Source organism: Pseudomonas sp. NA-150 (genome assembly GCF_044336365.1).
Classification (GTDB): Bacteria; Pseudomonadota; Gammaproteobacteria; order Pseudomonadales; family Pseudomonadaceae; genus Aquipseudomonas.
In genome coordinates this window covers 5,592,524-5,616,850 of sequence record NZ_CP172305.1, presented here as the reverse complement: position 1 = coordinate 5,616,850, position 24,327 = coordinate 5,592,524, and the positions used below count along the sequence as shown (strand labels likewise).

The following is a 24,327-nucleotide window of genomic DNA, read 5'->3' as shown; positions in this document are numbered from 1 at the left end:
CCGCCCTTGGCAAGCAAGTCGGAGCTCAAGCAACAAATTTGATCCCCGTAGGAGCTACCGAAGGCTGCGATAAGGTCGGAACGACCTTCGCGATGTCAATTGATCGCAGCCTTCGGCAGCTCCTACAGTGGATTTGTGCCCGCCGTCGAACCACTGTGTGAACTATCAGGCGTCGTCTCACGTGGGGCGTTTCCAAGAGCGCTGTAAGATTTATGTAGTGTTTTGTTTCAACGGCTGCGAATGCCTTCAAAAGTGTCGATATACCCGTTAGTCTGCGGACATCTGTAATGCCGATAACAGCCTTTTAACAAGAGCCGGCCATGACTGATCTGTCCCGTGCACAAGGATTTGCCGACCACGCTGTTCCAGCGCTGGAGGGCCGTTTTTTTCGACCACCGTTGCCTGAAGGTTATGTACCCCGCCCACGCCTGTGCGAGCGCTTGAGTGAGGGGCTGATGGGGCGTTTGTTGTTGGTCAGTGCTCCGGCCGGGTTCGGCAAGAGCTCGCTGGTGGTGGAGTTTTGCCAGAGCCTGCCCAATCACTGGCAAAGCCTATGGCTGGGGCTGAGCCATCGTGATGCGGAGCCGGGACGTTTCCTGGAGCGTCTGCTCGCCGGTTTGCAACAGCATTTTCCGCAGATGGGCAGCCAGGCATTGGGTTTGCTGAAGATGCGCCAGCGTCATCAACCGTTCGCCTTTGAAGAGTGGCTCGATAGCCTGCTCGATGAGTTGACCCGTCACTCGGTGCCCGGTCGGCCGCTGTTGCTGGTGCTGGATGATTACCATCTGGTGCAAGGCGCGGTGCTGGATCGCTGCCTGCAATTTCTGCTTAATCATATGCCTGCCGGATTGCTGGTGATGGTCACCAGTCGTCAGCGGCCGGCCTGGCATCTGGCGCGTTTGCGGCTGTCCCGCAAACTGCTTGAACTCAACGAGCAGGACCTGCGCCTCACCGACGCCGAGTCTCTGGCCGTCCTCAGGCAGCACGGCAACGCGTTGAACGGTGAAGTCCTGCATCGCTTGATCCAGCGCAGCGAAGGCTGGGTTGCCGGGTTGCGTTTCTGGTTATTGGCGGCGAACGAAGCGGGCAGGGACGGCACCTTACCGTCGGCGTTGAATGGCGGCGAAGGGCTGATTCGCGATTACCTGCTCGAAGAAGTGATCGACTGCCTGCCGACGGAAGTTCAGGCCTTCCTCTACGACACAGCGGCTCTGGAACGTTTTTGCAGCGAATTGTGCGACGCCGCGCGGGACAGTCATGACAGCGCCGAGATGCTGAGCTTCTTGCAAGCCCATCAAGTGTTTCTGGTGCCGCTGGACGAACAGGGGCGCTGGTTTCGTTATCACCATTTGTTTTCCGACTTGTTGCGCACTCGGGCGACGACGGGCAGTGGCTCGCCGCAGACGCGCCTGCACCTCAACGCTTGTCGCTGGTTCAGCGAGCAGGGGCTGCTCGATGAGGCGGTGGATCAGGCCTTGCGCGCCGGCCATCCAGACGTCGCGGCGAACCTGGTGCAGAACCTCTCCGAGGAGCAACTGCTGGCTGAGCAAAACGTCGGTATGTTGCTGCGCTGGAAAATGGATTTGCCCGACAGCCTGTTGACCAGCACCCCGCGCCTGATCGTGCTGTACAGCTGGGCATTGGGCATGGCCTGTCAGCTGGATGCCGCCGAAGAACTGGCCAGCCACTTGAGTCGTTTCCTCCCTGCGCCCTCGGCCACTGCGCAAAAATCCATGCTCGCCCAATGGCTGGCGCTCAGTGGCATCATCGCCCGTGGCCGAGGTGACAGTGAACGGGCTCAACTGTATTGCCGTGAAGCCTTACTCAGCCTGCCGCAGAAACGCTATGGCCAACGACTGACCTGCCTGTCGACCCTGGCCAACCTGGCCATTGCCGAAGGTGATCCGTGGCGCGCGCGGGAGCTGAATCGCGAGGCACTGGAACTGGCGCAGCGGGTCGCCAATCCGCTGTTCGAAGCCTTGGCCCATTACGATCGGGCGCGGGTGCTGCAAGTGCGCGGCGAAACCTTGCGGGCGCTGGATGAAGTGCGTCAGGGTCTCGAACGGCTTCGCGGGCTGCCCGTGCAACGGCTGTATGCCATTCGCGCGAGGTTGACAATATTTGAAGGCTTTCTGCTGACCATGCTTGTGCAACCCGAGGCCGGCCGACCTCGGCTGGTGGCCGGTCTGGCAGAGGCGCGGGCCTGTCGCGATATCAGCGTGTTGATCGCACATTGCGTGATTGCCGGCATTGAAGGACGCAACGGCAGGTTTGCCGAAGCGTTTGCCGAACTGAGCGAAGCCGAGCGCTTGATGCACATCTGGGACGTGCCGCCGGTGTACTACCTGGCCATGATCACCCTCATCAAATGCGAATTATGGCTGGTGCAAGGACGTATCGACCTGGCGGAAGCCTGGCTGGTGCGACTGGGGCAAACCTATGGCGGTGAGCATCCGGCTGCTGCTCCGGAATGTCACCCGTTACTGCCGCAACACATTGAACTGCAACGCGCGGTGCTGGAGCGGATTCAGGGTCAGTCGGCAGCCTCCGTCCACCGTTTGCGCAGGCTCGATCAGCAGGCGCAAGCGGCCGGCGCCCAAGGGCTTTATGCCACGGCGTTGACCCAGCAGATCCTGCCGTTACTGGGTAGCACTGACGAGGCTCAAGCGCGCGAGCTGTTCGATCGCAGCCTACAGGCTGCCAGTGGTGGCGCACTTTTGCCGTTCCACAACCTGATAAGCCAGCATCCCGAATGGTTGCGTGAGCAATTACTGCGCTCTGCGCCAGGCGCCACCCGCGATGCGTTGCTGCAACTGTTGCCAGCGTCTGCGCCCGTGCGTGAAGCCTGCGAGCAGCCTTACAGCACCGAACAACTCAGCACCCGTGAACGCGCTGTGCTGCAACTCATTGCCCAAGGCTGCTCCAATCAGGAAATCAGCGAGCAGTTGTTCATCTCCCTGCATACCGTGAAAACTCACGCCAGTCATATCAATAGCAAACTCGGCGTCGAGCGCAGGACACAGGCAGTGGCCAGGGCGCAGGAGTTGGGGTTGTTGGGGTGAAAATCGCCTTTCCGCCTACGCCTTGGAATTACCTCCGCTTTGGCAATACATTACCCGTGTAGGAGCTGCCGAAGGCTGCGATTGGCATTCGAACGCAGGGAGTATTCTGGCCTTTTCGCAGCCTTCGGCAGCTCCTACAGAATGGGGGGCAATTGCATATTTTTGTTCACTCGCGATTCACGGTGGGAGCCAACTTGTTGGCGAATAGCGTGACGCGGTATGCCTGGCATATCCTCTGCTGGGAACTAACGTTACAACTTCCCGGCCCGGGTGCTCATCTAATGCCAATCAATCAGTGTTTATGAAATGCCCAGTTTTGAAGCGACACAAGCGCATCGCGCGCTTATAAGGTGCTTCAGAGGTTCGGCAGCCTGCGCAAAACCGCTCTACCACCACTAGTGGCACTCTGGCACGCTTCTTTCATATAAAAGACCATACGCAAGCCTGGCCCCGGCCTTTAAGACTTGTCTACATATGCGCCCGAGCGCCAGGTAACGAAGCCTGATCGACCAGCCCACTGGTCGATCAGGTTTTTTTTTGGAGTTGAAAAATGCGCCGCACGATTGAGGTTGGGTTACTGCTCTCGACCGACGGGACCTACAAACGCATGGGCCAGAATGCCTTGGCGGGGGCCGAGCATGCTCTGGAGGAAATCAATCGCAACGCCGATTACGATTTCACCCTGCAGGCCACTCACATCAATCCGCAGGGTTTTTTGCACAAATACAGCGAAGGTTCGTTGCAACTGATGCAGGCTGGGATTCGTCATATTTTTGGTACAACCACCTCGGCCAGTCGCAAGGAAATCATTCCGGACCTGGAGCAGCACGCCAGCCTGCTGTGGTACGCCTGCCCTTATGAAGGCTTCGAGAGCAGTGAAAATGTGCTGTACCTCGGCGGCTGCCCGAATCAGACGCTGATCCCGATGTTGCACTATGCATTGCAAACCTTCGGCAAGCGCGCGTGGCTGATCGGCTCGAATTACATTTGGGGTTGGGAAAGTAACCGCATCGCCCGTGAAGTGCTCGAAGCCGCCGACGGTGATGTCATGGGCGAAAAGCACGTGCACCTGGGTTCGACCAGTTTTAGCGATGTGGTCCAGACCCTGTTGACCGACAAGCCATCGTTCATTCTGAATAATCTGGTCGGTGAATCGTCCTACGCATTTCTTCACCAACTGGATGCAGCGTGCACCGCCGTCGGTTTGAATCTGCCGGTGCTTAGCTGCAATTTGACCGAGGCGGAACTGACCGAAGTCGGTGACATGCACAGCCTGCGCCTGCTGTCGTGCGGGCCGTTTTTCGAAGACGTCGACCGCGCCTTCAGTCAGCGCCAGCGCCGCCAGCACGGCCCGCATCCGTGCTCGCATTACTACACCGGGCTGTACGTCGCCCTGCACGTGTTTGCCCAGGCACTGCATAAGTCCGGCAGCGATGAACCGTCAGCGTTGTGCAACTACCTGTATCACCATCCACAAGACAGTGTGCTGGGCACCCTGAAAATTTCTGCGCGCAACAACCACAGCAGCTTGCCGTGCCATATCGCCGAATTGCGTGAAGGCCGGTTCGTGGTCTTGCACAGTGAAGGGAAATTACTGGCGGCCGACCCTTACCTGACGGCCACTGACCTGAGTGAATTCCACAGCCTGCGCGCCCTTGCGCCAGCGCCTCGCCTGAGGATCGTCAAATGAGCCTGCTCAAACGCCCCGACTTTGAAAATGGCCGATTGCTGTTGGTCGACTGCGAGCCTCGCACCTTGGCCAGCCTGGAGAAAAGCCTGCAACGCCTGGGTATCACACCGCAGGCATTGTTTGAAGACGCCGCCGATTCCCTCGAGGGTTGTTTCGCCGCCATCGTCGAATTGGAACACTTCGCCAGCCCCGCGACCTTGCAGCGACTGAACACCACCAACGTGCCGATCGTGGCGCTGACCCCTCACGAAACCCTGTCGCAGATCCAGCGCGCCATCGAGTTGGGCGCCACGGCGCTGCTGAATAAACCCATCACTCAAGGTTCGGTGTACACCACGTTGATGATGGCCATCGGTCTGCGCGAACGCCTCGACACTGACGCGCACACCATCAATGCCCTGCAACAACGTCTGAGTGCCCGACCTTTGCTGGCCCAGGCGCTGGCGCGGTTGATGGTCGAGCACCATCTGGACGAGCGCGAGGCTTATGAACGGCTGCGCAGTGTGTCGATGCACCTGAACCGCAGCCTCGATGAGTTGTGTGCGGACATGGCCGCCGATCGCCTGCAACACGGCGGGGGCCGGACATGAGTCTTTTGCGTGCCCTGGTTCGTCGTCCGGCGGTGGCATTGTCGTTGTTGTATATCGTGATGGTGGTGTTGCTGGCGTTGTTCGCGCCGTTGATGAGTCCCTACGACCCCTCCGAGCAATTCGTCGAAGGCCTGACCCTGGAAGGCGCACCGATGGCGCCAGCCACGCCGTATTGGCTGGGCACGGATTTGCTCGGTCGTGACCTGATGTCACGCTTGATTTACGGCGCGCGGACCTCGCTGTTCATCGGCCTGGTGGCCAACGGCCTGGCGGTGTTGATCGGTACGCTGGTCGGATTGAGCGCCGGCTTTCTGCGCGGCTGGATCGGCAACCTATTGATGCGCTTCACCGACCTGATGATGGCGTTCCCGGCGTTGCTGCTGGCGATTGCGCTGTCGGCGATCTTTCAACCCAGCGTATGGATCGTGGCGTTGGTGATTGCCATGGTCAACTGGGTGCAGATCGCCCGAGTGATCTACTCCGAAACCATCGCCCTCAGTGCCCGCGATTTCGTGGCGGTGGAGCGCACCTTGGGTGCCAGTTCACTGCGCATTCTGTTCTCCCATCTGCTACCGCATTTACTGCCGACGATCCTGGTGTGGGCGACGTTGGGTATTTCGACAACGGTGTTGCTCGAAGCGACCTTGTCCTACCTCGGCGTCGGCGTTCAGCCCCCGACGCCGAGCTGGGGCAACATCATTTTCGAAAGCCAGACCTACTTCACTTCCGCGCCGTGGCTGGTGTTCTTTCCGGGTATTGCGATTGTCCTGCTGTCGCTGGCCTTCAACCTGGTCGGCGACGCCCTGCGCGACGAACTCGACCCTACCCTGCAAGGGAGAAGCTGAATGTTCGCCTTCATCAGTCGTCGCATCGGCTATTCGCTGCTGATTCTGCTCGGCGTGACCTTCATCACTTACCTGCTGCTGTTCATGTTGCCGGCCGATCCTGCGCGACAAATCGCCGGACGCAGTGCGACGCCGGAAGTGGTCGCGGGAATCAGGGCGCAGTTGGGGCTGGATCTGCCGTTCTATCACCAGTACGCCAACTACTTGGGCAACCTGGTCAAAGGTGATCTGGGCCGTTCATATATCCAGCGCAGTGCAGTCACTGAGCTGATCGGCTCGCGACTGCGGCCGTCGCTGGAACTGATGGGCGCCGGCATCGGTTTTGAGCTGTTGATCGGCATCACCTTGGGCGTGTTCGCGGCGCTGCGGCGCGACAGTTGGGCCGACAAGCTGCTGATGGCGCTGTCCTTCGTCGGGGTCTCGGCACCGCAATTTATCGCCGCGATGCTGTTTCTGTACTTCTTTGCCGTGCAGCTCAACTGGTTCCCCATGGGCGGCTACGGCGGCGCCAGCCACCTGATGTTGCCCGCACTGACCCTGGGCATTCTCGGCAGCGGCTGGTACTCGCGGATGGTGCGCTCGTCGATGATCGAAGTGCTGCACCAAGACTTCATTCGCACCGCTCGGGCCAAAGGTTTGAGCCGGCTTCGTGTGGTGCTGCGGCATGTATTGCCCAACGCCATCGTGCCGGTGATCCCGATGATCGGCATCGATATCGGCATTTTCATGGGCGGTCTGGTGGTGGTCGAGTCAGTGTTCGGCTGGCCCGGCATCGGGCAACTCACCTGGCAAGCCATTCAGCAAGTAGACATCCCGGTCATCGTGGGCGTGACCACGGTTTCAGCGGTGGCGATCGTCTTGGGCAATCTGGTCGCCGACCTGGTGATCCCCTGGGTCGATCCGCGTATCGACATCAAAAAACACTAACCATAGGAAGGGGCAGGAGCATGAAACGCAACGTATTATCCTTGGCCATTGCGGCCACGCTGTTCGCCGGTACCGTTCTGGCCGATGACCTGGATGCCAACGCGAAAGACGGCGGCGCCGTAGTGGTCACCTACCAGAACGACGTCGCCACTCTGGACCCCGCCATTGGTTATGACTGGCAAAACTGGTCGATGATCAAGAGCCTGTTCGACGGGTTGATGGACTACAAGCCAGGCACCACTGAGCTGGTGAAAAAGCTGGCACAGGATTACACCATCTCTGAAGACGGCACGGTCTACACCTTCACCCTGAAAAAGGGCGTGAAGTTCCAGAACGGCCGCGAGGTCAAGGCCAGCGACGTCAAATACTCGCTGGAACGTACCGTCAACCCGAAAACCCAAAGCCCGGGCGCCGGGTTCTTCAGTGCCATTGTTGGCTATGAAGACATGACCACCAACAAAGCCGAGCACATGAGCGGCATCGCAGTGGTGGACGACTACACGGTCAAGTTCACCCTGAAACAGGCCAACGCCACCTTCCTGCACGTGATGGCGATTAACTTTGCCTCGGTGGTGCCGAAGGAAGAAGTCGAGAAGTGGGGCGCCGATTTCGGCAAGCACCCGGTCGGCACTGGCGCGTTCAGCCTGGCGGAGTGGAAGCTCGGTCAGCAGATCGTGTTCAAGAAAAACCCCAACTACTTCAAGGCCGGTTTGCCACACCTCGACACCATTACCTTCGAGATCGGCCAGGACCCAACGGTTGCCCTGTTGCGTCTGCAGAAAGGAGAAGTCGATATCGCTGGCGACGGCCTGCCACCGGCCAAATTTCTTGAATTCAAGAATGATCCGAAGTTCAAGGGCCTGGTCGTGACCGGCAACCAGTTGCAGACCGGCTACGTGACGATGAAAACCACCTTGGCGCCGTTTGACAACCTCAAGGTGCGCCAGGCGGTGAACATGGCGATCAGCAAGGATCGCATCGTGCGCATCATCAACGGTCGCGCGGTCCCGACCAACCAGCCGCTGCCACCTTCAATGCCAGGCTATGACGCTGCGTTCAAGGGCTACGCCTACAACGTCGAAGCCGCGAAAAAGCTGCTGACCGAAGCCGGGCATCCCAACGGTTTCGACACCGAACTGTACGTGATGAACACTGATCCGCAGCCACGTATCGCCCAGGCGATTCAGCAGGATCTGGCAAAGATCAACATTCGGGTGCAGATCAAATCCCTGGCCCAGGCCAACATCATCGCCGCCGGCAGCTCCAAGGATCAGGCGCCGATGATCTGGTCCGGCGGCATGGCCTGGATCGCCGACTTCCCGGATCCGTCGAACTTCTACGGGCCGATTCTGGGTTGCGATGGTGCGGTCGACGGTGGCTGGAACTGGTCGCTGTACTGCAACAAGACGCTGGATGCCCAGGCAGCCAAGGCCGACAGCATGGCCAAGCCGGAGCAGCAGGTCGAGCGCACCGCGATGTGGAAAAAGGTCTTCACCGATGTGATGGCCGATGCGCCATGGGTGCCAATCTTCAACGAGCAGCGCACCACCGTGCGCTCATCGCGGATGGCGGGTGTTGAGGCGCTGTACGTCGATCCGGTCCACGTGCCGGTTAACTACGACTACATCTCGATCAAATAAAGCGCTGTCGGCTTACTCGACGCACAGCCAATTGCCACGCCTCAGGGGTTACAGCGCCTGGGGCGTGGTCTGCAAATTGTTGGAGATTTTCTGCCATGTGCCAGAACTGCCTGGTTAAAACCATCCACAGCATCAACAGCCACTTTGGCTGGGATAACAGCTTCGCGCCCGCAGCCCGGGTTGCGCCAGGCTCGATGCTGGAATTCATTTGTCACGATTCATCCAATGGATTCTTCACCCCGAACTCAGTGGTGGGCGATGTTGCCAAGATTCCATTCGACAAGATCAACCCGGTCACCGGACCAATTTTTGTCGAAGGCGCCGAGCCGGGCGATGTGCTGAAAATCACCATCGACAGCTTCAAACCCAGCGGCTTCGGCTGGACCGCCAACATCCCGGGATTCGGCCTGCTCGCCGACCAATTCAAAGACCCGGCCCTGGCGCTGTGGCACTACGACAAAGACACCCTGGCCCCCGCCGCCTTCAGTGATTTCGCCAAGGTTCCGCTCAAGCCATTCGCTGGCACCATTGGCCTGGCCCCCGCACTGGCGGGCCTTCATTCTGTCGTGCCGCCGCGTCGGGTCGGCGGCAATCTGGACATCCGTGACCTGTCAGCTGGCACCACCTTGTACCTGCCGGTGGAAGTCAGCGGTGCGCTGCTGTCGATTGGCGATACCCACGCCGCGCAAGGTGATGGCGAAGTCGGCGGCACCGCAATCGAAAGCGCGATGGACGTGGTGGTCAAGCTTGACCTGATCAAGGACACGCCGTTGGCGACCCCGCGCTTCAGCACCCCAGGCCCGGTCACTCGCCATCTCGACAGCGCCGGCTACGAAGCCTTCACCGGCATCGGCCCGGATTTGATGCAAGCAGCACGTCAGGCAGTCAGCAACACCATCGACTGGCTGTGCCGCGAACACGGCATGCCGGCCGAACAGGCCTACATGCTGTGCTCGGTGTGCGGCGATCTGCGCATCAGCGAAATCGTCGATCTGCCCAACTGGGTGGTGTCGTTCTACTTTCCGAAAGTCGTGTTTGCGTGATGCGTTTGAATTGTGAGGCGCTGTGATGAGTAACGAGACCTCCCAGCCGATCCTGTCGGTGCAGCACCTGTCCATCGACATCGGCCAGGGCGTCACGCCTCGGCGGGTGGTCGAAGACTTGAACTTCGACCTGTATCCGGGGCAGACGCTGTGCATCGCTGGCGAATCCGGCAGCGGTAAATCGCTATCGTCGCTGGCGATCATGGGCCTGCTGCCCAAGCCGGTGCAGGTGAGCCAGGGTGCGATCCACTTCGCGGGACGCAACCTGATCGGTCTTGCCGAGCCTGAGTTGCAGTTGTTGCGCGGCAAGCAGATCGGCATGATTTTCCAGGAGCCGATGACCTCGTTGAATCCGCTGATGACAGTCGGTCAACAGCTCGAAGAAACCCTGCGCCGTCACGAACCGCTGGGGCGCCGGGCACTGCGCCTGCGGGCTAAAGAAATGCTCGAATCAGTGCGCATGCCGCAGGTGGAAAAGCGCTTGCAGCAGTACCCTCACGAATTGTCCGGCGGCATGCGCCAACGGGTGATGATCGCCATGGCGATGCTTTGCCGGCCGAAAGTGTTGATCGCCGATGAACCGACCACGGCCTTGGATGTGACCATTCAGGCACAGATTCTGGAGCTGATGCGCGAGCTGCAACAGGTCTACGGCACCAGTGTTTTGATGATCACCCACGACATGGGCGTGGTCGCTGAAATGGCCGATCAAGTGGTGGTGATGAACCAGGGCCGCACCGAAGAGCAGGCGCCGGTACGTCAACTGTTCACCCAGCCACAAGCCGCTTACACGCGAAAATTGTTGAACGCGGTGCCGGTGTTGGGCACCGCCGGCAAGCCGCAAGACCTCACGGAAAAACCGCTGGTGCTGGAGGTGCGCGACTTGTGCGTGCGTTTTCCGATTCGCATGGGTTGGTTCCAGGAAGATCGGCAAGTGCACGCGGTGGAACAGGTCAGTTTCGAACTGCGTCAGGGCGAGACCCTGGGGCTGGTGGGGGAGAGCGGTTGCGGCAAATCCACCACAGGCAAGGCGCTGATGAACATGCTGGCGTATCAGGGCAGCGTGAAACTGTTCGGCAAGGAGCTGAATGGGTTACAGGGCGCGGAATTGCAAGGGGTGCGGCGCGATATTCAGATGGTGTTCCAGGACCCCTACGCGGCCTTGAACCCACGCAAAACCATCTTCGAACTGGTCGGCGAACCGCTGCTGATTCACGACAAGTTGCCGTTCGAACAACGTAAGGAACGGGTCGCCGAACTGCTGCGTCAGGTCGATATGCCGGCTGACGCCATGCAGCGTTACCCGCATCAATTCTCCGGCGGCCAGCGTCAACGCATCTGCATCGCGCGGGCGTTGGCGCTAAACCCGAAAGTCATCATCGCCGACGAATCGGTCTCGGCCCTCGACGTCTCGGTGCAGGCCCAGGTGCTGGAACTGCTCGAACACCTGCGCGAGCAACATCAACTCAGCTACCTGTTCATCTCCCACGACATGGCTGTGGTCGAACGCATCTGCCACCGCGTCGCGGTAATGTATGGCGGGCAAATCGTCGAAATCGGCCGCCGCGATCACATCCTGCACAACCCGCAACACCCCTACACCCAACGCCTGCTCAGCGCAGTGCCGATGCCCGACGTGGATCGCAAACGTGACTTCAAGGCACTGCTGCAAGAGTTCGAACAGCCAAGCCCGATCAAAGTGAAGGGCTATGAAGCGCCCGAGCAGAAGTTCTGGGAGGTGGGGAAAGAACATTGGGTGGCGATGGGGTGAGGCGGGGATTCTGCCAACTCCATCGATTAAACACTTCGCTGTTCAGCTCACGAATGTGCACCACCTTCACCAGCTCGACCTGCACAAGCATGTTACTCAACTGTTCCAGGTTGGCATTCAAGGCGAATGAATATATATAAGCATTAGCCGTGGATTCACATAGTTAGTGAGTCGACGGCTTGAGTTTCTGTATTAACGCCTAACGAAGTATATCGCGGAACAATTTTTTGATATTGAAACCTTCAGGGTAAAGCCCAATTCGCATTGGACGACAAAAGCTTTTCATTCCATGACATGGCCCGCGTAAACCTTGACTTGTTTTTTGCAGGTGTAAGAATTTGTGATGGTATATGACCCATGCAGTTGATTCGCATATTAAAAGAAGAGAGGGTCATGTGCTGTGGGGTCAGCGACATGTAGTGATTATTCGCCTGCCCCTTTGTCGATGCTCCCAGAAAAGCCTGTAATGGTTATCTATCATTGACACGTTCCTCTGAATTTAAAAGAACGGTGCAGTGTTCAGGCCGTCCCTAATAATAAAAGCGTCAACCGATTGCCCTACTGAAAGGAAGATAAAATGAGCTCAAGCCACGAAGGTCTGCCTACAAGTCGCAGGCGTTTTTTGCGCAATGCCGTCGCGCTTTCGCTTGCTGCGCCGTTGGCGGATCTTGCCATCGCAGCTGACGAAACAACTGAAACGGCTGAAGAAGTCACCTTCGCGGCGGGGCCAAGGCCTCTTGTTAAATACCCGCAAAAACGGCCGCTGACGCTGGTCACCACGCGCCCTCCGCACCTGGAAACACCCTTTACCGTTTTCAACCACGGGCCGATTACGCCGAACGACGCTTTTTTCGTGCGCTACCACCTGGCCAACATCCCCACCAGCATTGATCCAGAGACCTATCGTTTGACGATCAAAGGCCTGGTAGAGACTCCACTGTCGCTTTCGCTGGCCGAACTCAAGGCATTGGCAACGCCTGTGGAAGTGGTCGCCGTCAATCAATGCTCTGGCAACAGTCGCGGCTTTTCGATGCCACGGGTATTCGGCGCCCAACTGGGCAACGGCTCGATGGGTAACGCTCGCTGGGTTGGCGTGCCGCTCAAAGCGGTGCTGGAAAAAGCCGGGGTGAAATCCGAGGCCAAACAGGTGTCGTTTCGTGGCCTGGATAAGCCGGTGCTGCCAGCCACGCCTGAATTCATCAAGGCGCTGGACATCAACCATGCGCTGAACGGTGAACCGATGATCGCCTGGTCGATGAACGGGACCGACTTGCCGTTCCTTAACGGCTACCCGATCCGTCTGGTTGTTCCGGGCTATTTCGGCACCTACTGGGTCAAGCACTTGAGTGAAATCGAGGTGCTCGACCACACCGCCGACGGCTTCTTCATGGCCAAGGCTTATCGCATTCCGGATAACGATTGTTTCTGTGTGGCCCCCGGCACCACTCCGGACAAAACCCGGCCGATTTCCAAGATGCCGGTGCGCAGTTTCATCACCAGCCTGCGTCACGGCGACGTCCTGCCGCTGAAGCGTAGCGTGAAGCTCAAGGGGATCGCGTTCGACGGCGGGGTTGGGGTGAACAAGGTGGAAGTTTCCAGCGATGGCGGGACTCACTGGATCGAGGCAACCCTGGGGAAGGATCTGGGTCGTTTCTCCTTCCGTGAATGGACACTCTCGACAACCTTTGCCAGCAAAGGGGCGACGCAGTTGATGGTTCGAGCCAGCAATAAGGCGGGTGAAACACAGCCGCTGCATGCCGACTGGAACCCGAGCGGTTACAGCCGCCACGCTGTTGAAACCTACCACGTCACCGTTGCCTGAGGGCTGTCGCATGAACTATATGAACACGCTGCTGATCGCCTTGCTGGCCTGTTTGGCGGTCCAGGCGCAGGCGACACCGCTGGAAATCAAGCTCCCGCCCGAAACGGCCGTGCTAAAGCCCAGTGCCTTGCCTGGCTATCCATTGGCCCAGCAGAAATGCTCCATTTGCCATTCGGCCGATTACATCAATTTTCAGCCTCCTGCCATGAGCCTTGCTCAATGGACCGGCGAAGCAGCCAAGATGCAACACGTTTATGGCGCACCCGTTACTGATCAGGATGTACAGATCATCGGGGCCTACCTCGCGGTAACCTATGGCAGCGCCAAAGCAACGGATGCCAATGTGCTCGCCGCTTCTGCAGCGGTAGCGCCACCGAGTGCTGACAAAGCGCCTGCAAACGACGCAATGGCCCTGCTCAAGAGCAACGGGTGCCTGGCCTGTCATTCGCTCGACAAGAAAGTAGTGGGCCCGGCCTACCACGATGTCGCCGCGAAATACGCCCATGATTCGCAAGCACTGGCAACCGTTGAGGCCAGCATCCGCAATGGCGGCAGCGGGAAATGGGGAGAGGTGCCCATGCCTCCGTTCAGCCAATTGAGCGAGGCAGATATCAAGATGTTGGCAACGTTTATCTTGAGCCAATAACGTCAACGGCGGCTTTTAACCTCCCGCTTCTTGGGAGGGTTTCTCTGGGGGGGACGTCCCCATGGCAGTGACTGAGCGCTTCACTCCCTGAGGGCGTCAGTCAACTTTATGCTTGATCATCGACGCCTTCTTTCTGAATGTCGCCATTGCAAATCGCACTTTGCCTACAATGCGCCATCTACCCTGAAGGCGTACCCATGCAACCGGTAAAACCCCAACTCATCCGCGAAACCTTCCCCGTCGGCCCTTTGCAGTGCAACTGCACCATCATCGGCGACCCGATCACCAAGCAAGCGATCGTGGTCGATCCAGGTGGCAATCACGAGAAAATCCTCGCCCGTCTTGATGCGCTTGGCCTACGGGTGGTGAGCATCATTCACACCCACGCGCATCTGGATCACTTCCTGGCATCGGGGTTGTTGAAGGAGAAAACCGGGGCGACCTTGCACTTGCACAAGGACGATCAGTTTTTGTGGGACAACCTGGAGATGCAGTGCCAGATGTTCGGAGTGCCCTACACGCCGGTGCCATCGCCGGATCGTTGGTTGGCCGACGATGAGGAGTTGGCCTGTGGCTGTGGCGTGGCCTTGCACACGCCGGGGCATACACCCGGCTCGATGAGTTTCTGGTTTGCCGATGCCAAGCTGTTAATCGCCGGGGATACCTTGTTCAAGCGTGGGATCGGGCGTACGGATTTGTGGGGAGGGGATCAGGCGACTATCGTTCGCTCGATCAAGCAGCGGCTGTACAGCCTGGATGAAGAAGCGACGGTGGTTACCGGTCATGGCCCGGATACACGATTGGGCGATGAGATGCGTGAGAACCCGTTCGTACGGGCGTGAGTTGGATTAGATCGGCGCGTTCAGCGGGTGTTAAGGAATTTTTTCCTAAAGTGATGTTCTAACCGCGGCAAGGCTCTGGCCTCACTTTTTCGCGCCCTTGACAGCGGCCCCCCGATTTAACAGGAGTTTCCTAATGTTCACCTTGAGTCGTTTGATGGTAGTCGCTACCGCCGTGGCATTGCTGGCGGGTTGTGCATCACCTAATCCTTACAGTAATCAGGATCAAGCTGGAGGTGATTCAGGCGGCATGAGCAAAACCGCCAAGTACGGTGGTCTGGGTGCGTTGGCCGGTGCGGTTGCCGGTGCGGCCATTGACCACAACAACCGTGGCAAGGGCGCGTTGATTGGCGCCGCCGTGGTGGGTGCCGGTGCTGCCGGTTACGGTTACTACGCGGACAAGCAGGAAGCTGCCCTGCGCAAGAGCATGGCTAACACCGGTGTTGAAGTGCAGCGTCAGGGCGATCAGATCAAGCTGATCATGCCGGGCAATATCACCTTCGCCACCGACTCCTCGGGTATTGCCCCAAGCTTCTACTCGCCGCTGAACAGCCTTGCCGGTTCGTTGAAACAGTTCAACCAGAACATCATTGAAATCGTCGGTTACACCGACAGCACCGGCGCACGTCAGCACAACATGGACCTGTCGCAGCAGCGTGCGCAGAGTGTGGCAACTTACCTGACGTCGCAGGGCGTCGATCCTTCGCACCTGGCCGTTCAGGGCTTGGGCCCGGACTCGCCGATTGCCAGCAACGCCGACGTCAACGGCCGTGCGCAGAACCGTCGGGTTGAGGTCAATCTGAAGCCGATTCCTGGGCAGCAATACCAGCAGCAGTAATCGCTGAATCTGTAGGAGCTGCCGCAGGCTGCGATTGGCCTTCTGACACGAAGGCCGTTCCGGCCTTATCGCAGCCTGCGGAAGCTCCTACAGGGAGTTTGTTATCGGGGATATTCCCGGTGCAGCCGATCCAGTAACAGGTCCTTGTCGTCCCACAGCTGGTTGATCCACTGCTGGAATTCCAGGCGGTATTCGCCGTCCTGATCGTAGTTATTGCCAATGAACTGCGGCGGGATCTTGATCTCTTCGCAGTGCACCACCACCTCATTCACATTGCCGCAGAGCAAATTCCAAAAGCCTGGCCGCCCGGCAGGGTAGTGGATCGTCACGTTGACGATGGCTTCCAGTTGATCGCCCATGGCATCCAGCACAAACGCGATACCGCCCGCCTTGGGTTTGAGCAGGTGACGGAATGGAGAGTTTTGCGCGGCGTGTTTGTTTTCCGTGAAGCGCGTGCCTTCGACAAAGTTGAAAATGCCCACCGGATTGTTGCGAAATTTATCGCAAGTGCGGCGGGTGGTTTCCAGGTCCTTACCGGCTTTTTCCGGGTGCTTGGCCAAGTAGGCTTTCGAATAGCGCTTCATGAACGGAAAGCCCAGCGCCCACCAGGCCAGACCGATCACTGGCACCCAGATCAACTCTTGCTTGAGGAAGAACTTTAGCGGGCGGATGCGTCGGTTCAACACGTATTGCAGGACCATGATGTCGACCCAGCTTTGATGGTTGCTGGTGATCAGGTACGAGTGTTGGTAGTCCAGGCCTTCAAGCCCGCTTAAATGCCAGCGGGTGTTGCGCAGCAGTTTCATCCAGCCCTTGTTGTTGCTGATCCAGGCTTCATGGATATGGCCCATCAACCAGTTGGTGCAGCGCTGGGCTGCGGGGAAGGGCAGGCACAGCTTGAAGATCGCGACGATGAACAACGGTGTGCAGCAAACGAGGGTGTTCAGCGCCAACAGCAGCGAGGCAATTACCCCGCGCAGTGGTGCAGGTAAAAAATCCAGCATGTAGGCCAAGGCCTCCGCAAAAGTAGTACGAATGCCGCCGGAATGTCCGGCGGCAGCTGAGTGGAGTATGGGATGGTTATGTGTCAGGACAGGTTATCGGCCTGAATCGCTGTCAGGGCGATGGTGTAGACGATGTCATCCACCTGAGCACCGCGTGGCAGATCGTTCACTGGCTTGCGCAGGCCTTGCAGCATCGGCCCGAGGCTGACGCAATCGGCACTGCGCTGCACGGCTTTGTAGGTGGTGTTGCCGGTGTTCAGGTCCGGGAACACAAACACCGTGGCGCGACCGGCCACCGGGCTGTTCGGCGCCAGTTGCCGAGCGACGTTCTCGTTGGCTGCCGCGTCGTACTGCAACGGGCCATCGATCACTAGATTGCTTTGTGAGCGTTGCGCCAGTTGCGTGGCTTCGCGGACTTTCTCCACTTCTTCGCCACTGGCCGAATCGCCGCTGGAATAGCTGATCATCGCCACCCGTGGCGTAATGCCGAACGCCACCGCTGAGTCGGCGCTTTGCTGGGCGATTTCCGCCAGTTCGCTGGCACTTGGGTGCGGGTTCATGATGCAGTCGCCGTAGACCAGCACCTGCTCCGGGAACAACATGAAGAACACCGACGACACGAGCGTGCAGCCGGGCGCGGTCTTGATCAGTTGCAGGGCCGGACGGATGGTGTTGGCGGTGGAGTGAGTGACGCCGGACACCAGGCCGTCGACCTCATCCAGCGCCAGCATCATGGTGCCGATCACCACGGTGTCTTCCAGCTGCTGTTCGGCCATCGGCGCATTGAGGCTTTTGCTCTTGCGCAGTTCGACCATCGGTGCGACATAGCGCTCGCGGATCAGGTCCGGATCGAGAATCTCCAACCCTGGCGGCAATTCGATGCCTTGCGCCTGAGCCACGGCATACACTTCTTCGGGCTTGGCCAGGAGTACGCAACGGGCGATGCCACGGGCCTGGCAAATGGCGGCGGCCTGAATCGTCAGCGGCTCACTGCCTTCTGGCAGGACGATGCGTTTGTTGGCGTTCTGCGCGCGCTGGATCAATTGATAGCGGAACACGGCCGGCGACAGGCGCATTTCCCGTGGCGTACCGCAACGCTGGGCCAGCCAGTTGCCGTCCAGATGCCCGGCGACGAAATCGGTGATGATTTCCGCACGCTCGCGGTCGTCGATCGGGATTTCCTTGTTCAGTTGGTTCAACTGGTTGGCGGTGTCGTACGAGCCGGTGCTCACCGACAACACCGGCAAGCCCGCCTGCAATGCGCCACGGCACAGCTCCATGATGCGTGGGTCGGGCACGGTGTCGCTGGTCAGCAACAGACCGGCCAGCGGCACGCCGTTCATGGTCGCGACGCTGACCGCGAGGATGATGTCGTCGCGGTCGCCGGGGGTCACCACCAAGACGCCGGGCTTGAGCAGTGCCACCGTATTGAGCACGGTGCGGGCGCAGATGATGACTTTCGACATGCGTCGCTGTTCGTAGTCGCCGGCGTTCAGCACTTGTGCGCCAAGCAGGTCGGCGACGTCACGGGTGCGCGGCGCGTTCAGATCCGCTTGGAACGGAATGCAGCCCAGCAAGCGGAAGTCGCCACTGCGCAGCAACGGCGAATGCTCCTTCAAGCGCGTGGCGAAGGCCTCCATGCTTTCCTCAGTGCGGACCTTGTTCAAAATCACACCGAGGACTTTCGGGTCTTTCGGACCGCCGAACAATTGCGCCTGCAATTCGACCCGACCGGACAGTTCGGTCAGCACTTCGTTTTCCGGGGCGGAGACGAGGATCACTTCGGCATCGAGGCTTTTCGCCAGGTGCAGGTTGACCCGTGCGGCGTAACTCGCGTGACGAGTCGGCACCATCCCTTCGACGATCAGCACGTCTTTGCCGATGGCAGCCTCTTGATAGAGGCTGATGATCTCTTCCAGCAACTCATCCAGCTGCCCATCGCCCAGCATCCGCTCGACGTGCGCCAGCGCCAGTGGTTTTGGCGGCTTCAGGCCGTGGGTGCGGGCGATCAGTTCGGTGGAGCGTTCCGGCCCCAGGTCGCCCGGATGCGGTTGCGCGATGGGTTTGAAGAAGCCGACCTTCAAGCCGGCGCGTTCGAGGGTGCGAACCAGGCCCAGGCTAATGGAGGTCAGACCCACGCCGAAGTCGGTGGGTGCGATGAAAAAAGTTTGCATGCAGATTTCTCGATTGAGCAGTGCAGGGCGGCGCAACGCGGCCAGCCAAAAAGTGTTGTTGTACGTCACTTACTCGTTTTTTGTCGATTCGCGGTGTTTCAGTCGCGCACAAGATTATCGTTATCCGCGCTCTGCGCACACCAGCCACACATAAAGCTTTTGCCAATTTGTTGTTGCCGTTGCGCCGGATCAAGCACCCAGGCCCGGGATTGCCAGGGCGGTTGGTGGCGCAGGTGCTGGGTATGGCCGCAGGAAAGCACGGCTACCCAGTGGCCATCCTCGTCCTGGCGAAAATCAATAAGTGTCGGGGTTTCCAATCTGGGCCGTCCGTCAGAGTTGCGTTCGCTTTCGGGCGATTGCTTGGTTAAACTTGTTCTTTCTATCTAATCAAGCAAAAGGTCTTGCCCCATGCCGATCGCCGCGAACAAGGCTGTCTCCATTGACTATACCCTGACCAACGACGCTGGTGAGGTCATCGATAGTTCCTCCGGCGGCGCGCCGCTGGTTTACCTACAAGGTGCAGGCAACATCATTCCGGGTCTGGAAAAAGCCCTGGACGGCAAGAACGTCGGCGACGAACTGAAAGTCGCCATCGAGCCTGAAGACGCGTACGGCGAGTACTCGGCCGAGCTGGTCAGTACCCTGAGCCGCAGCATGTTCGAAGGTGTCGACGAACTGGAAGTGGGCATGCAGTTCCACGCTTCCGCGCCGGACGGCCAAATGCAGATCGTGACCATCCGTGATCTGGACGGCGACGATGTGACCGTTGACGGTAACCACCCTCTAGCCGGTCAGCGCCTGCATTTCGACGTCAAAATCGTCGAGATCCGTGATGCCAGCCAGGAAGAAATCGCTCATGGTCACGTGCATGGCGAAGGCGGCCATCACCACTGATTTGTGCTGCTAAGCTAAGTTAGCCGGCGAGGCGCCCAGGCAGGATTGTGAAAACGACTGGTTCGTTTGCGCAGCCTGATACGGGCGCCTTTTTCGTCCGCTAGTTATTGGGAGTTCGTCATGAGTGCTTTTCACGACACCACATTAAAAGCCCTGAATGGCCAGGAACTGCCGCTCACGCCGCTGAAGGGCAAAGTCGTGCTGGTGGTCAACGTCGCCTCCAAGTGTGGTCTGACGCCACAGTACGCGGCGCTGGAGGAGTTGCACCAACAGTTCAAGGATAAAGGTTTCAGCGTCCTGGGCCTGCCGTGCAATCAGTTTGCCGGTCAGGAGCCAGGCACGGAGCAAGAAATTCAGGAGTTTTGCAGCCTGAACTACAACGTGACCTTCCCGTTGGCGAGCAAGTTGGAAGTGAATGGAGCCCATCGCCACCCGTTGTACCGGTTGCTGGCCGGCGAAGGGGCTGAGTTTCCGGGGGATATCACCTGGAATTTCGAGAAGTTTCTGGTGGGTAAAGACGGTCGCGTGCTGGCGCGCTTCTCTCCCAAGACGCTGCCAGACGATCCCGTAGTCGTTCATGCGATTGAAAAGGCCCTGAGTTAATCGAGCCTTGTCGTACGCCGGGTTGCCCTTGAGCACGCCCGGCACGCTTCACTCCCCTCCCTGACTTTTACCCCTTAATCACTTAAATCTATAGTGCTGGAAAAAGCGAGACGACCGGTCATATGCTCGTAGCCATGAGCACATCCATTCGACTCGACAAGCGTGATTTGATCCTCGCCAAAGGCGCCCACCTGATGACCCGTCGTGGTTATCACGGTACGGGTGTGCTGGAAATCGTCCAGGCGGCGGGTATCCCCAAAGGTTCGTTCTACCACTACTTCGCCAGCAAGGAAGACTTTGCCGTGCAGGCGCTGGAGCACCTGTATGAGCCGCGCCTGCTGCGTTACGCCGCTGCGCTCAGTGAGCCGGCGCTAGGCCCGCGTGAGCGCGTTCTGAGTTTCTACCGCGAGCTGGTGGTGCATTTTTCTCGTCAGGAGAAGCCCGAGTACCACTGCTTCATCGGGAGCCTGAGTTTCGAAATGGCCGACGATTGCCAACCCATCGCGCGCCAGGTGGAAAACATCCTCGAGCGCTCGGTGGCGATCCTTGCCCAGTGCCTGATGGAAGCGCGGGATGCAGGAGAGCTACAGCGCCACACCGACTGCAGCGCGCTCGCCGAATTTATCGCCAATGCCTGGGAAGGGGCGTTGATGCGCATGAAAGTGAGGGGCAGCGCCGCCTCTCTCGACGTTTTTTTGAACCAGCTTGAGCGTCTTCTGGCGCCAGGCACCCCTGATATCGATTGATTCCCGAGGAGCCTCACATGCCCGTCAAAGCCTTGTTCAAGCCCTTTCATCTGGGCAGCCTGCAATTGCCGACCCGCGTCGTCATGGCGCCGATGACCCGTTCATTTTCGCCGGGCGGCGTGCCGAATTCGAAAGTCATCGAGTACTACCGTCGTCGCGCTGCGGCCGGTGTCGGCCTGATCATCTCCGAAGGTACGACGGTTGATCACAAAGCGTCCAACGGCTATCCGAACGTGCCGCAGTTTTTTGGTGAAGCGCCTTTGGCCGGCTGGAAGAAAGTGGTGGATGCAGTGCACGCCGAGGGCGGAAAAATCGTTCCGCAACTGTGGCACGTGGGTAGCGTGCGTCGTGTCGGCACCGAGCCGGATGCCAGCGTGCCGGGGTATGGCCCGACGGAAAAACTCAAAGACGGCAATGTCGTGGTACACGGCATGACCCAGCAGGACATCGACGACGTCATCGGTGCCTTCGCCCAGGCCGCGAAAGACGCCCAGGCGATCGGCATGGACGGTGTGGAAATTCACGGCGCCCACGGCTACATCGTTGACCAGTTCTTCTGGGAAGGCAGCAACAAGCGTACTGACGAATACGGCGGCGACCTGGCTGGCCGTTCGCGTTTCGCCATTGAATTGATCCAGGCGGTACGGGCTGCGGTCGGACCGGATTTCCCGATCATCTTCCGTTTTTCGCAATGGAAGCAGCAGGATTACTCCGCGCGTCTAGTTGAGACCCCGGAAGCCCTGGGCGCGTTCCTCAAGCCGCTGTCTGACGCAGGCGTGGACATTTTCCACTGCTCGACTCGTCGTTTCTGGGAGCCTGAGTTTGAAGGTTCCGACCTGAACCTGGCCGGTTGGACCCGCAAACTGACCGGTAAGCCGACGATCACCGTGGGCAGCGTCGGTCTGGATGGCGAGTTCCTGCAGTTCATGGTCAACACCGACAAAGTGGCGCAGCCGGCAAGCCTGGATAACCTGCTGAAACGCCTGGGTGAAGAGGAGTTTGACTTGGTGGCAGTCGGTCGTGCGCTGTTGGTGGACCCTGATTGGGCGCTGAAAGTACGTGACGGCCGCGAGGAAGACATCCTGCCATTCAGCCGTGATGCGCTGAATAAGCTGGTGTAAATCCATGTAGAAGCGTGCTTGCTCGCGATGGCGGTGTGCCTGACACCGCGTCAAGCTTATCGCGGGCAAGCCCGCTCCTACAGAATCGTCTGGCCGATGGGCATCAATTTAGTAACCTGACAGGCACTGTGCAGTTGCCGTTCGAACACGTCAATAATCGCTTCCCACCCCTGACGGCTGGCATGTTGCCGAGCATTCAAGCGCAACCGACGCAGGGTTTCGCTGTCCTCCAGCACCCAGCGCGCCGCATCGATAAATCCTTCCTCGTCTCCTGGCATCGCCAACGCGCCATTGTGGCCGTGTCGAATATGCTGGGCCGCCGCCGCCTCGTCATAGGCAATCACACCCAATCCCGACGCCAATGCCTCCAGCACCACATTGCCAAAGGTTTCGGTCAGGCTCGGAAACACAAACACATCCGACGAGGCATAGTGCATGGCCAAGGCCTCGCCACGCTGGGTGCCGCAGAACGTCGCGTGGGGTAGATGCTGTTCCAGTTCCGCGCGTTTCGGGCCATCGCCGACGATGATCAGTTTCAAGTTCAAGCGTGGGTAGCTCGCTTGCAGGGCTTCGAAGCTGTTCTTGAGCAGCCCCAGATTCTTCTCGGGGGCGAGGCGCCCCACATGCAACACGGCAATGTCATCGGCCTTCAGGCCCCAAGCCTCACGCAGTGCTGACGAGCGTTTCGCGGGATGGAACAACTGACTGTCGACCCCGCGTGACAGCAACTCAACCCGATCAAAGCCGCGACGCCCCAGCTCTTGCTTCTGGGTGATGCTCGGTACGACGGTCATCTGCGAGCGGTTGTGAAACCAGCGCAAATAATGCGTCAGCACTCGGGTCAGCACGCCAAACCCATACTGGCTGGTGTACTGCTGGAAATTGGTATGAAAGCCGCTGATCACGGTAATCCCCAGACGCTTCGCCGCGCGCAATGCCGACAAACCCAACGGGCCTTCGGTGGCGATGTACAGCACATCCGGGCGCTGCCGCGTCCAGCGCCGCAACAGCTTATGCATCGACGATTGCCCCCACTGCAAACCGGGATAGCCAGGAATCGGCCAGCCGCGGCATAACAACAGATCGTCATCTGCGGTTTGAATGTGATCGTCATTCTGTCGCGGCCGCACCAACTCGACACGATGGCCGCGCAGACGCAGCCCATCGCACAGCCGGCCAAGGGTATTGGCCACACCATTGATTTCGGGAGGGAAGGTTTCGGTGATCAGGGTGACATGTAGTTTTGCGCTCATGGACACAGTTTCAACGGATGTGATGGCGCTTCCATGGAGGTTTGGTGATGGATTTGTGACGGTGGGTTTTTGTTGGAAGTTCGGAGGGCGGGGCGGTTGGATAGCGATAGTTAATATTAAGTTGGGTGTTAAATACAAGAGTTAGTGGTCGGGCGGTTTTTTAATTGATTAACGGCATTAATAGTGCGTAGGAAATTTCCGTAAGTATGGGTGAGACCCAGTATTCCGTTGACGAGTAATTTTCTGCAGGTAATGTGAGTTTTGCCTTCCGCATCTATAAGTTCCCGCGACAGGAACTTGCACTCAGGCACTCCCGGATATGCAGCAAATAAGCTTCAGGAACACTGCTGTCCATAATAAATAAAAAGAAGGATTTTTCTATGTGTAACAAAATAATGTTTTCGAAAAGCCGCTGCGCCCTTTTGGGTGTTGTATCAGCACTTGTTATGTATTCACAGGCTTCGATGGCGTGGGCTTATAGTTCCAGTGTCGGGCTGCCGACGGTGCATCATAAGGGGTATACGTATCAGGCTCATTTGCCGGTTACGGGGGTGGTTCCTGCTGGGGCGGCAATTTCCAGGGTGAGTTGGAATTGGAATGTAGTTGGGTTTCCTCGGGGTCTTTTGGTTAGTATTTGTCAGGGCTCGGTCAATAATTGCCATCCGATTTCTCGTCAGCGATCTGGCTCTACGAACAGGTTTGACGGCGGTAACCCTTCCCAGCCGTTTTTCTTCCAGGTCCATATGATTAATAATCGGGAAAGCTCTCCCGTTCCCGTAGGTGGACTGTCGAGCGGGGTGACGGTGACTTGGTAATTTA

At 58.7% G+C, this 24,327-nt stretch carries 21 protein-coding genes; 17 read left to right on the top strand and 4 right to left on the bottom strand.

Annotation, left to right across the window (positions count from 1 at the left end; all coding sequences use genetic code 11):
* Positions 1-320: 320 nt before the first annotated feature.
* From ACF0H7_RS26385 to ACF0H7_RS26330, 12 genes are all read left to right on the top strand, one after another.
* The gene (locus ACF0H7_RS26385) at positions 321-3,062 is read left to right on the top strand and encodes a LuxR C-terminal-related transcriptional regulator (RefSeq protein ID WP_397449771.1); all 2,742 of its coding nucleotides are present in this window, start codon (positions 321-323) and stop codon (positions 3,060-3,062) included.
* A 550-nt stretch (positions 3,063-3,612) separates the two neighbouring features.
* Positions 3,613-4,752: a transporter substrate-binding protein gene (locus ACF0H7_RS26380; RefSeq protein ID WP_397449770.1), complete on the top strand. Its 1,140-nt coding sequence runs from the start codon at positions 3,613-3,615 to the stop codon at positions 4,750-4,752.
* Entirely contained in the window at positions 4,749-5,342 is a 594-nt protein-coding gene (locus ACF0H7_RS26375; RefSeq protein WP_397449769.1) for an ANTAR domain-containing response regulator, read from the top strand. The genes ACF0H7_RS26380 and ACF0H7_RS26375 overlap by 4 nt, the downstream gene beginning before the upstream one ends.
* Entirely contained in the window at positions 5,339-6,187 is an 849-nt protein-coding gene (locus ACF0H7_RS26370) for an ABC transporter permease (RefSeq protein WP_397449768.1), read from the top strand. Before ACF0H7_RS26375 ends, ACF0H7_RS26370 begins: the two co-directional genes overlap by 4 nt.
* Entirely contained in the window at positions 6,188-7,114 is a 927-nt protein-coding gene (locus ACF0H7_RS26365; protein WP_397449767.1) for an ABC transporter permease, read from the top strand. It begins immediately after the preceding gene.
* Positions 7,115-7,134: 20 nt separating this feature from the next.
* On the top strand, positions 7,135-8,754 hold the full coding sequence (locus ACF0H7_RS26360) for an ABC transporter substrate-binding protein (RefSeq protein WP_397449766.1): 1,620 nt from the start codon (positions 7,135-7,137) through the stop codon (positions 8,752-8,754).
* 95 nt (positions 8,755-8,849) lie between these two features.
* On the top strand, positions 8,850-9,797 hold the full coding sequence (locus tag ACF0H7_RS26355) for an acetamidase/formamidase family protein (protein ID WP_397449765.1): 948 nt from the start codon (positions 8,850-8,852) through the stop codon (positions 9,795-9,797).
* A 25-nt stretch (positions 9,798-9,822) separates the two neighbouring features.
* On the top strand, positions 9,823-11,568 hold the full coding sequence (locus ACF0H7_RS26350; RefSeq protein ID WP_397449764.1) for an ABC transporter ATP-binding protein: 1,746 nt from the start codon (positions 9,823-9,825) through the stop codon (positions 11,566-11,568).
* A gap of 577 nt (positions 11,569-12,145) precedes the next feature.
* Complete coding sequence (locus ACF0H7_RS26345) at positions 12,146-13,390, top strand: molybdopterin-dependent oxidoreductase (protein WP_397449763.1); 1,245 nt, start codon at positions 12,146-12,148, stop codon at positions 13,388-13,390.
* 10 nt (positions 13,391-13,400) lie between these two features.
* A complete protein-coding gene (locus ACF0H7_RS26340) occupies positions 13,401-14,036 on the top strand; it encodes a c-type cytochrome (protein WP_397449762.1) in 636 nt (211 codons plus the stop codon).
* 197 nt (positions 14,037-14,233) lie between these two features.
* Positions 14,234-14,878 carry an MBL fold metallo-hydrolase gene (locus ACF0H7_RS26335; RefSeq protein WP_397449761.1) on the top strand — a complete coding sequence of 215 codons (645 nt, stop codon included), beginning with the start codon at positions 14,234-14,236 and terminating at the stop codon, positions 14,876-14,878.
* Positions 14,879-15,011: 133 nt separating this feature from the next.
* Positions 15,012-15,713, top strand: a complete 702-nt coding sequence (locus ACF0H7_RS26330) for an OmpA family protein (protein WP_397449760.1) — start codon at positions 15,012-15,014, stop codon at positions 15,711-15,713.
* Between the two features lie 101 nt (positions 15,714-15,814).
* On the opposite strand, the gene ACF0H7_RS26325 is transcribed toward ACF0H7_RS26330, so the two are convergent.
* From ACF0H7_RS26325 to ACF0H7_RS26315, 3 genes are all read right to left on the bottom strand, one after another.
* A complete protein-coding gene (locus tag ACF0H7_RS26325; protein ID WP_397449759.1) occupies positions 15,815-16,717 on the bottom strand; it encodes an acyltransferase in 903 nt (300 codons plus the stop codon).
* An 83-nt stretch (positions 16,718-16,800) separates the two neighbouring features.
* Entirely contained in the window at positions 16,801-18,891 is a 2,091-nt protein-coding gene (pta, locus tag ACF0H7_RS26320) for a phosphate acetyltransferase (protein WP_397449758.1), read from the bottom strand.
* A gap of 98 nt (positions 18,892-18,989) precedes the next feature.
* Complete coding sequence (locus ACF0H7_RS26315; protein ID WP_397454028.1) at positions 18,990-19,274, bottom strand: DUF3565 domain-containing protein; 285 nt, start codon at positions 19,272-19,274, stop codon at positions 18,990-18,992.
* A gap of 25 nt (positions 19,275-19,299) precedes the next feature.
* Here ACF0H7_RS26315 and ACF0H7_RS26310 point away from each other — a divergent pair, with 25 nt between their 5' ends.
* The 4 genes from ACF0H7_RS26310 (at position 19,300) to ACF0H7_RS26295 (ending at position 22,255) form a co-directional block, all read left to right on the top strand.
* Positions 19,300-19,785, top strand: a complete 486-nt coding sequence (locus ACF0H7_RS26310; RefSeq protein ID WP_397449757.1) for a peptidylprolyl isomerase — start codon at positions 19,300-19,302, stop codon at positions 19,783-19,785.
* Positions 19,786-19,905: 120 nt separating this feature from the next.
* Entirely contained in the window at positions 19,906-20,388 is a 483-nt protein-coding gene (locus ACF0H7_RS26305; RefSeq protein ID WP_397449756.1) for a glutathione peroxidase, read from the top strand.
* Positions 20,389-20,522: 134 nt separating this feature from the next.
* Positions 20,523-21,134, top strand: a complete 612-nt coding sequence (locus ACF0H7_RS26300; protein ID WP_397449755.1) for a TetR family transcriptional regulator C-terminal domain-containing protein — start codon at positions 20,523-20,525, stop codon at positions 21,132-21,134.
* A gap of 17 nt (positions 21,135-21,151) precedes the next feature.
* Positions 21,152-22,255 (top strand): NADH:flavin oxidoreductase, encoded by a 1,104-nt coding sequence (locus ACF0H7_RS26295; protein WP_397449754.1) that lies wholly within the window; start codon positions 21,152-21,154, stop codon positions 22,253-22,255.
* A 77-nt stretch (positions 22,256-22,332) separates the two neighbouring features.
* Here the strand turns inward: ACF0H7_RS26295 and ACF0H7_RS26290 are convergent, their stop codons facing one another.
* Complete coding sequence (locus tag ACF0H7_RS26290) at positions 22,333-23,508, bottom strand: glycosyltransferase family 4 protein (RefSeq protein WP_397449753.1); 1,176 nt, start codon at positions 23,506-23,508, stop codon at positions 22,333-22,335.
* Positions 23,509-23,888: 380 nt separating this feature from the next.
* Here ACF0H7_RS26290 and ACF0H7_RS26285 point away from each other — a divergent pair, with 380 nt between their 5' ends.
* The gene (locus ACF0H7_RS26285) at positions 23,889-24,323 is read left to right on the top strand and encodes a flagellar protein FlhE (protein WP_397449752.1); all 435 of its coding nucleotides are present in this window, start codon (positions 23,889-23,891) and stop codon (positions 24,321-24,323) included.
* Positions 24,324-24,327 lie beyond the last annotated feature (4 nt).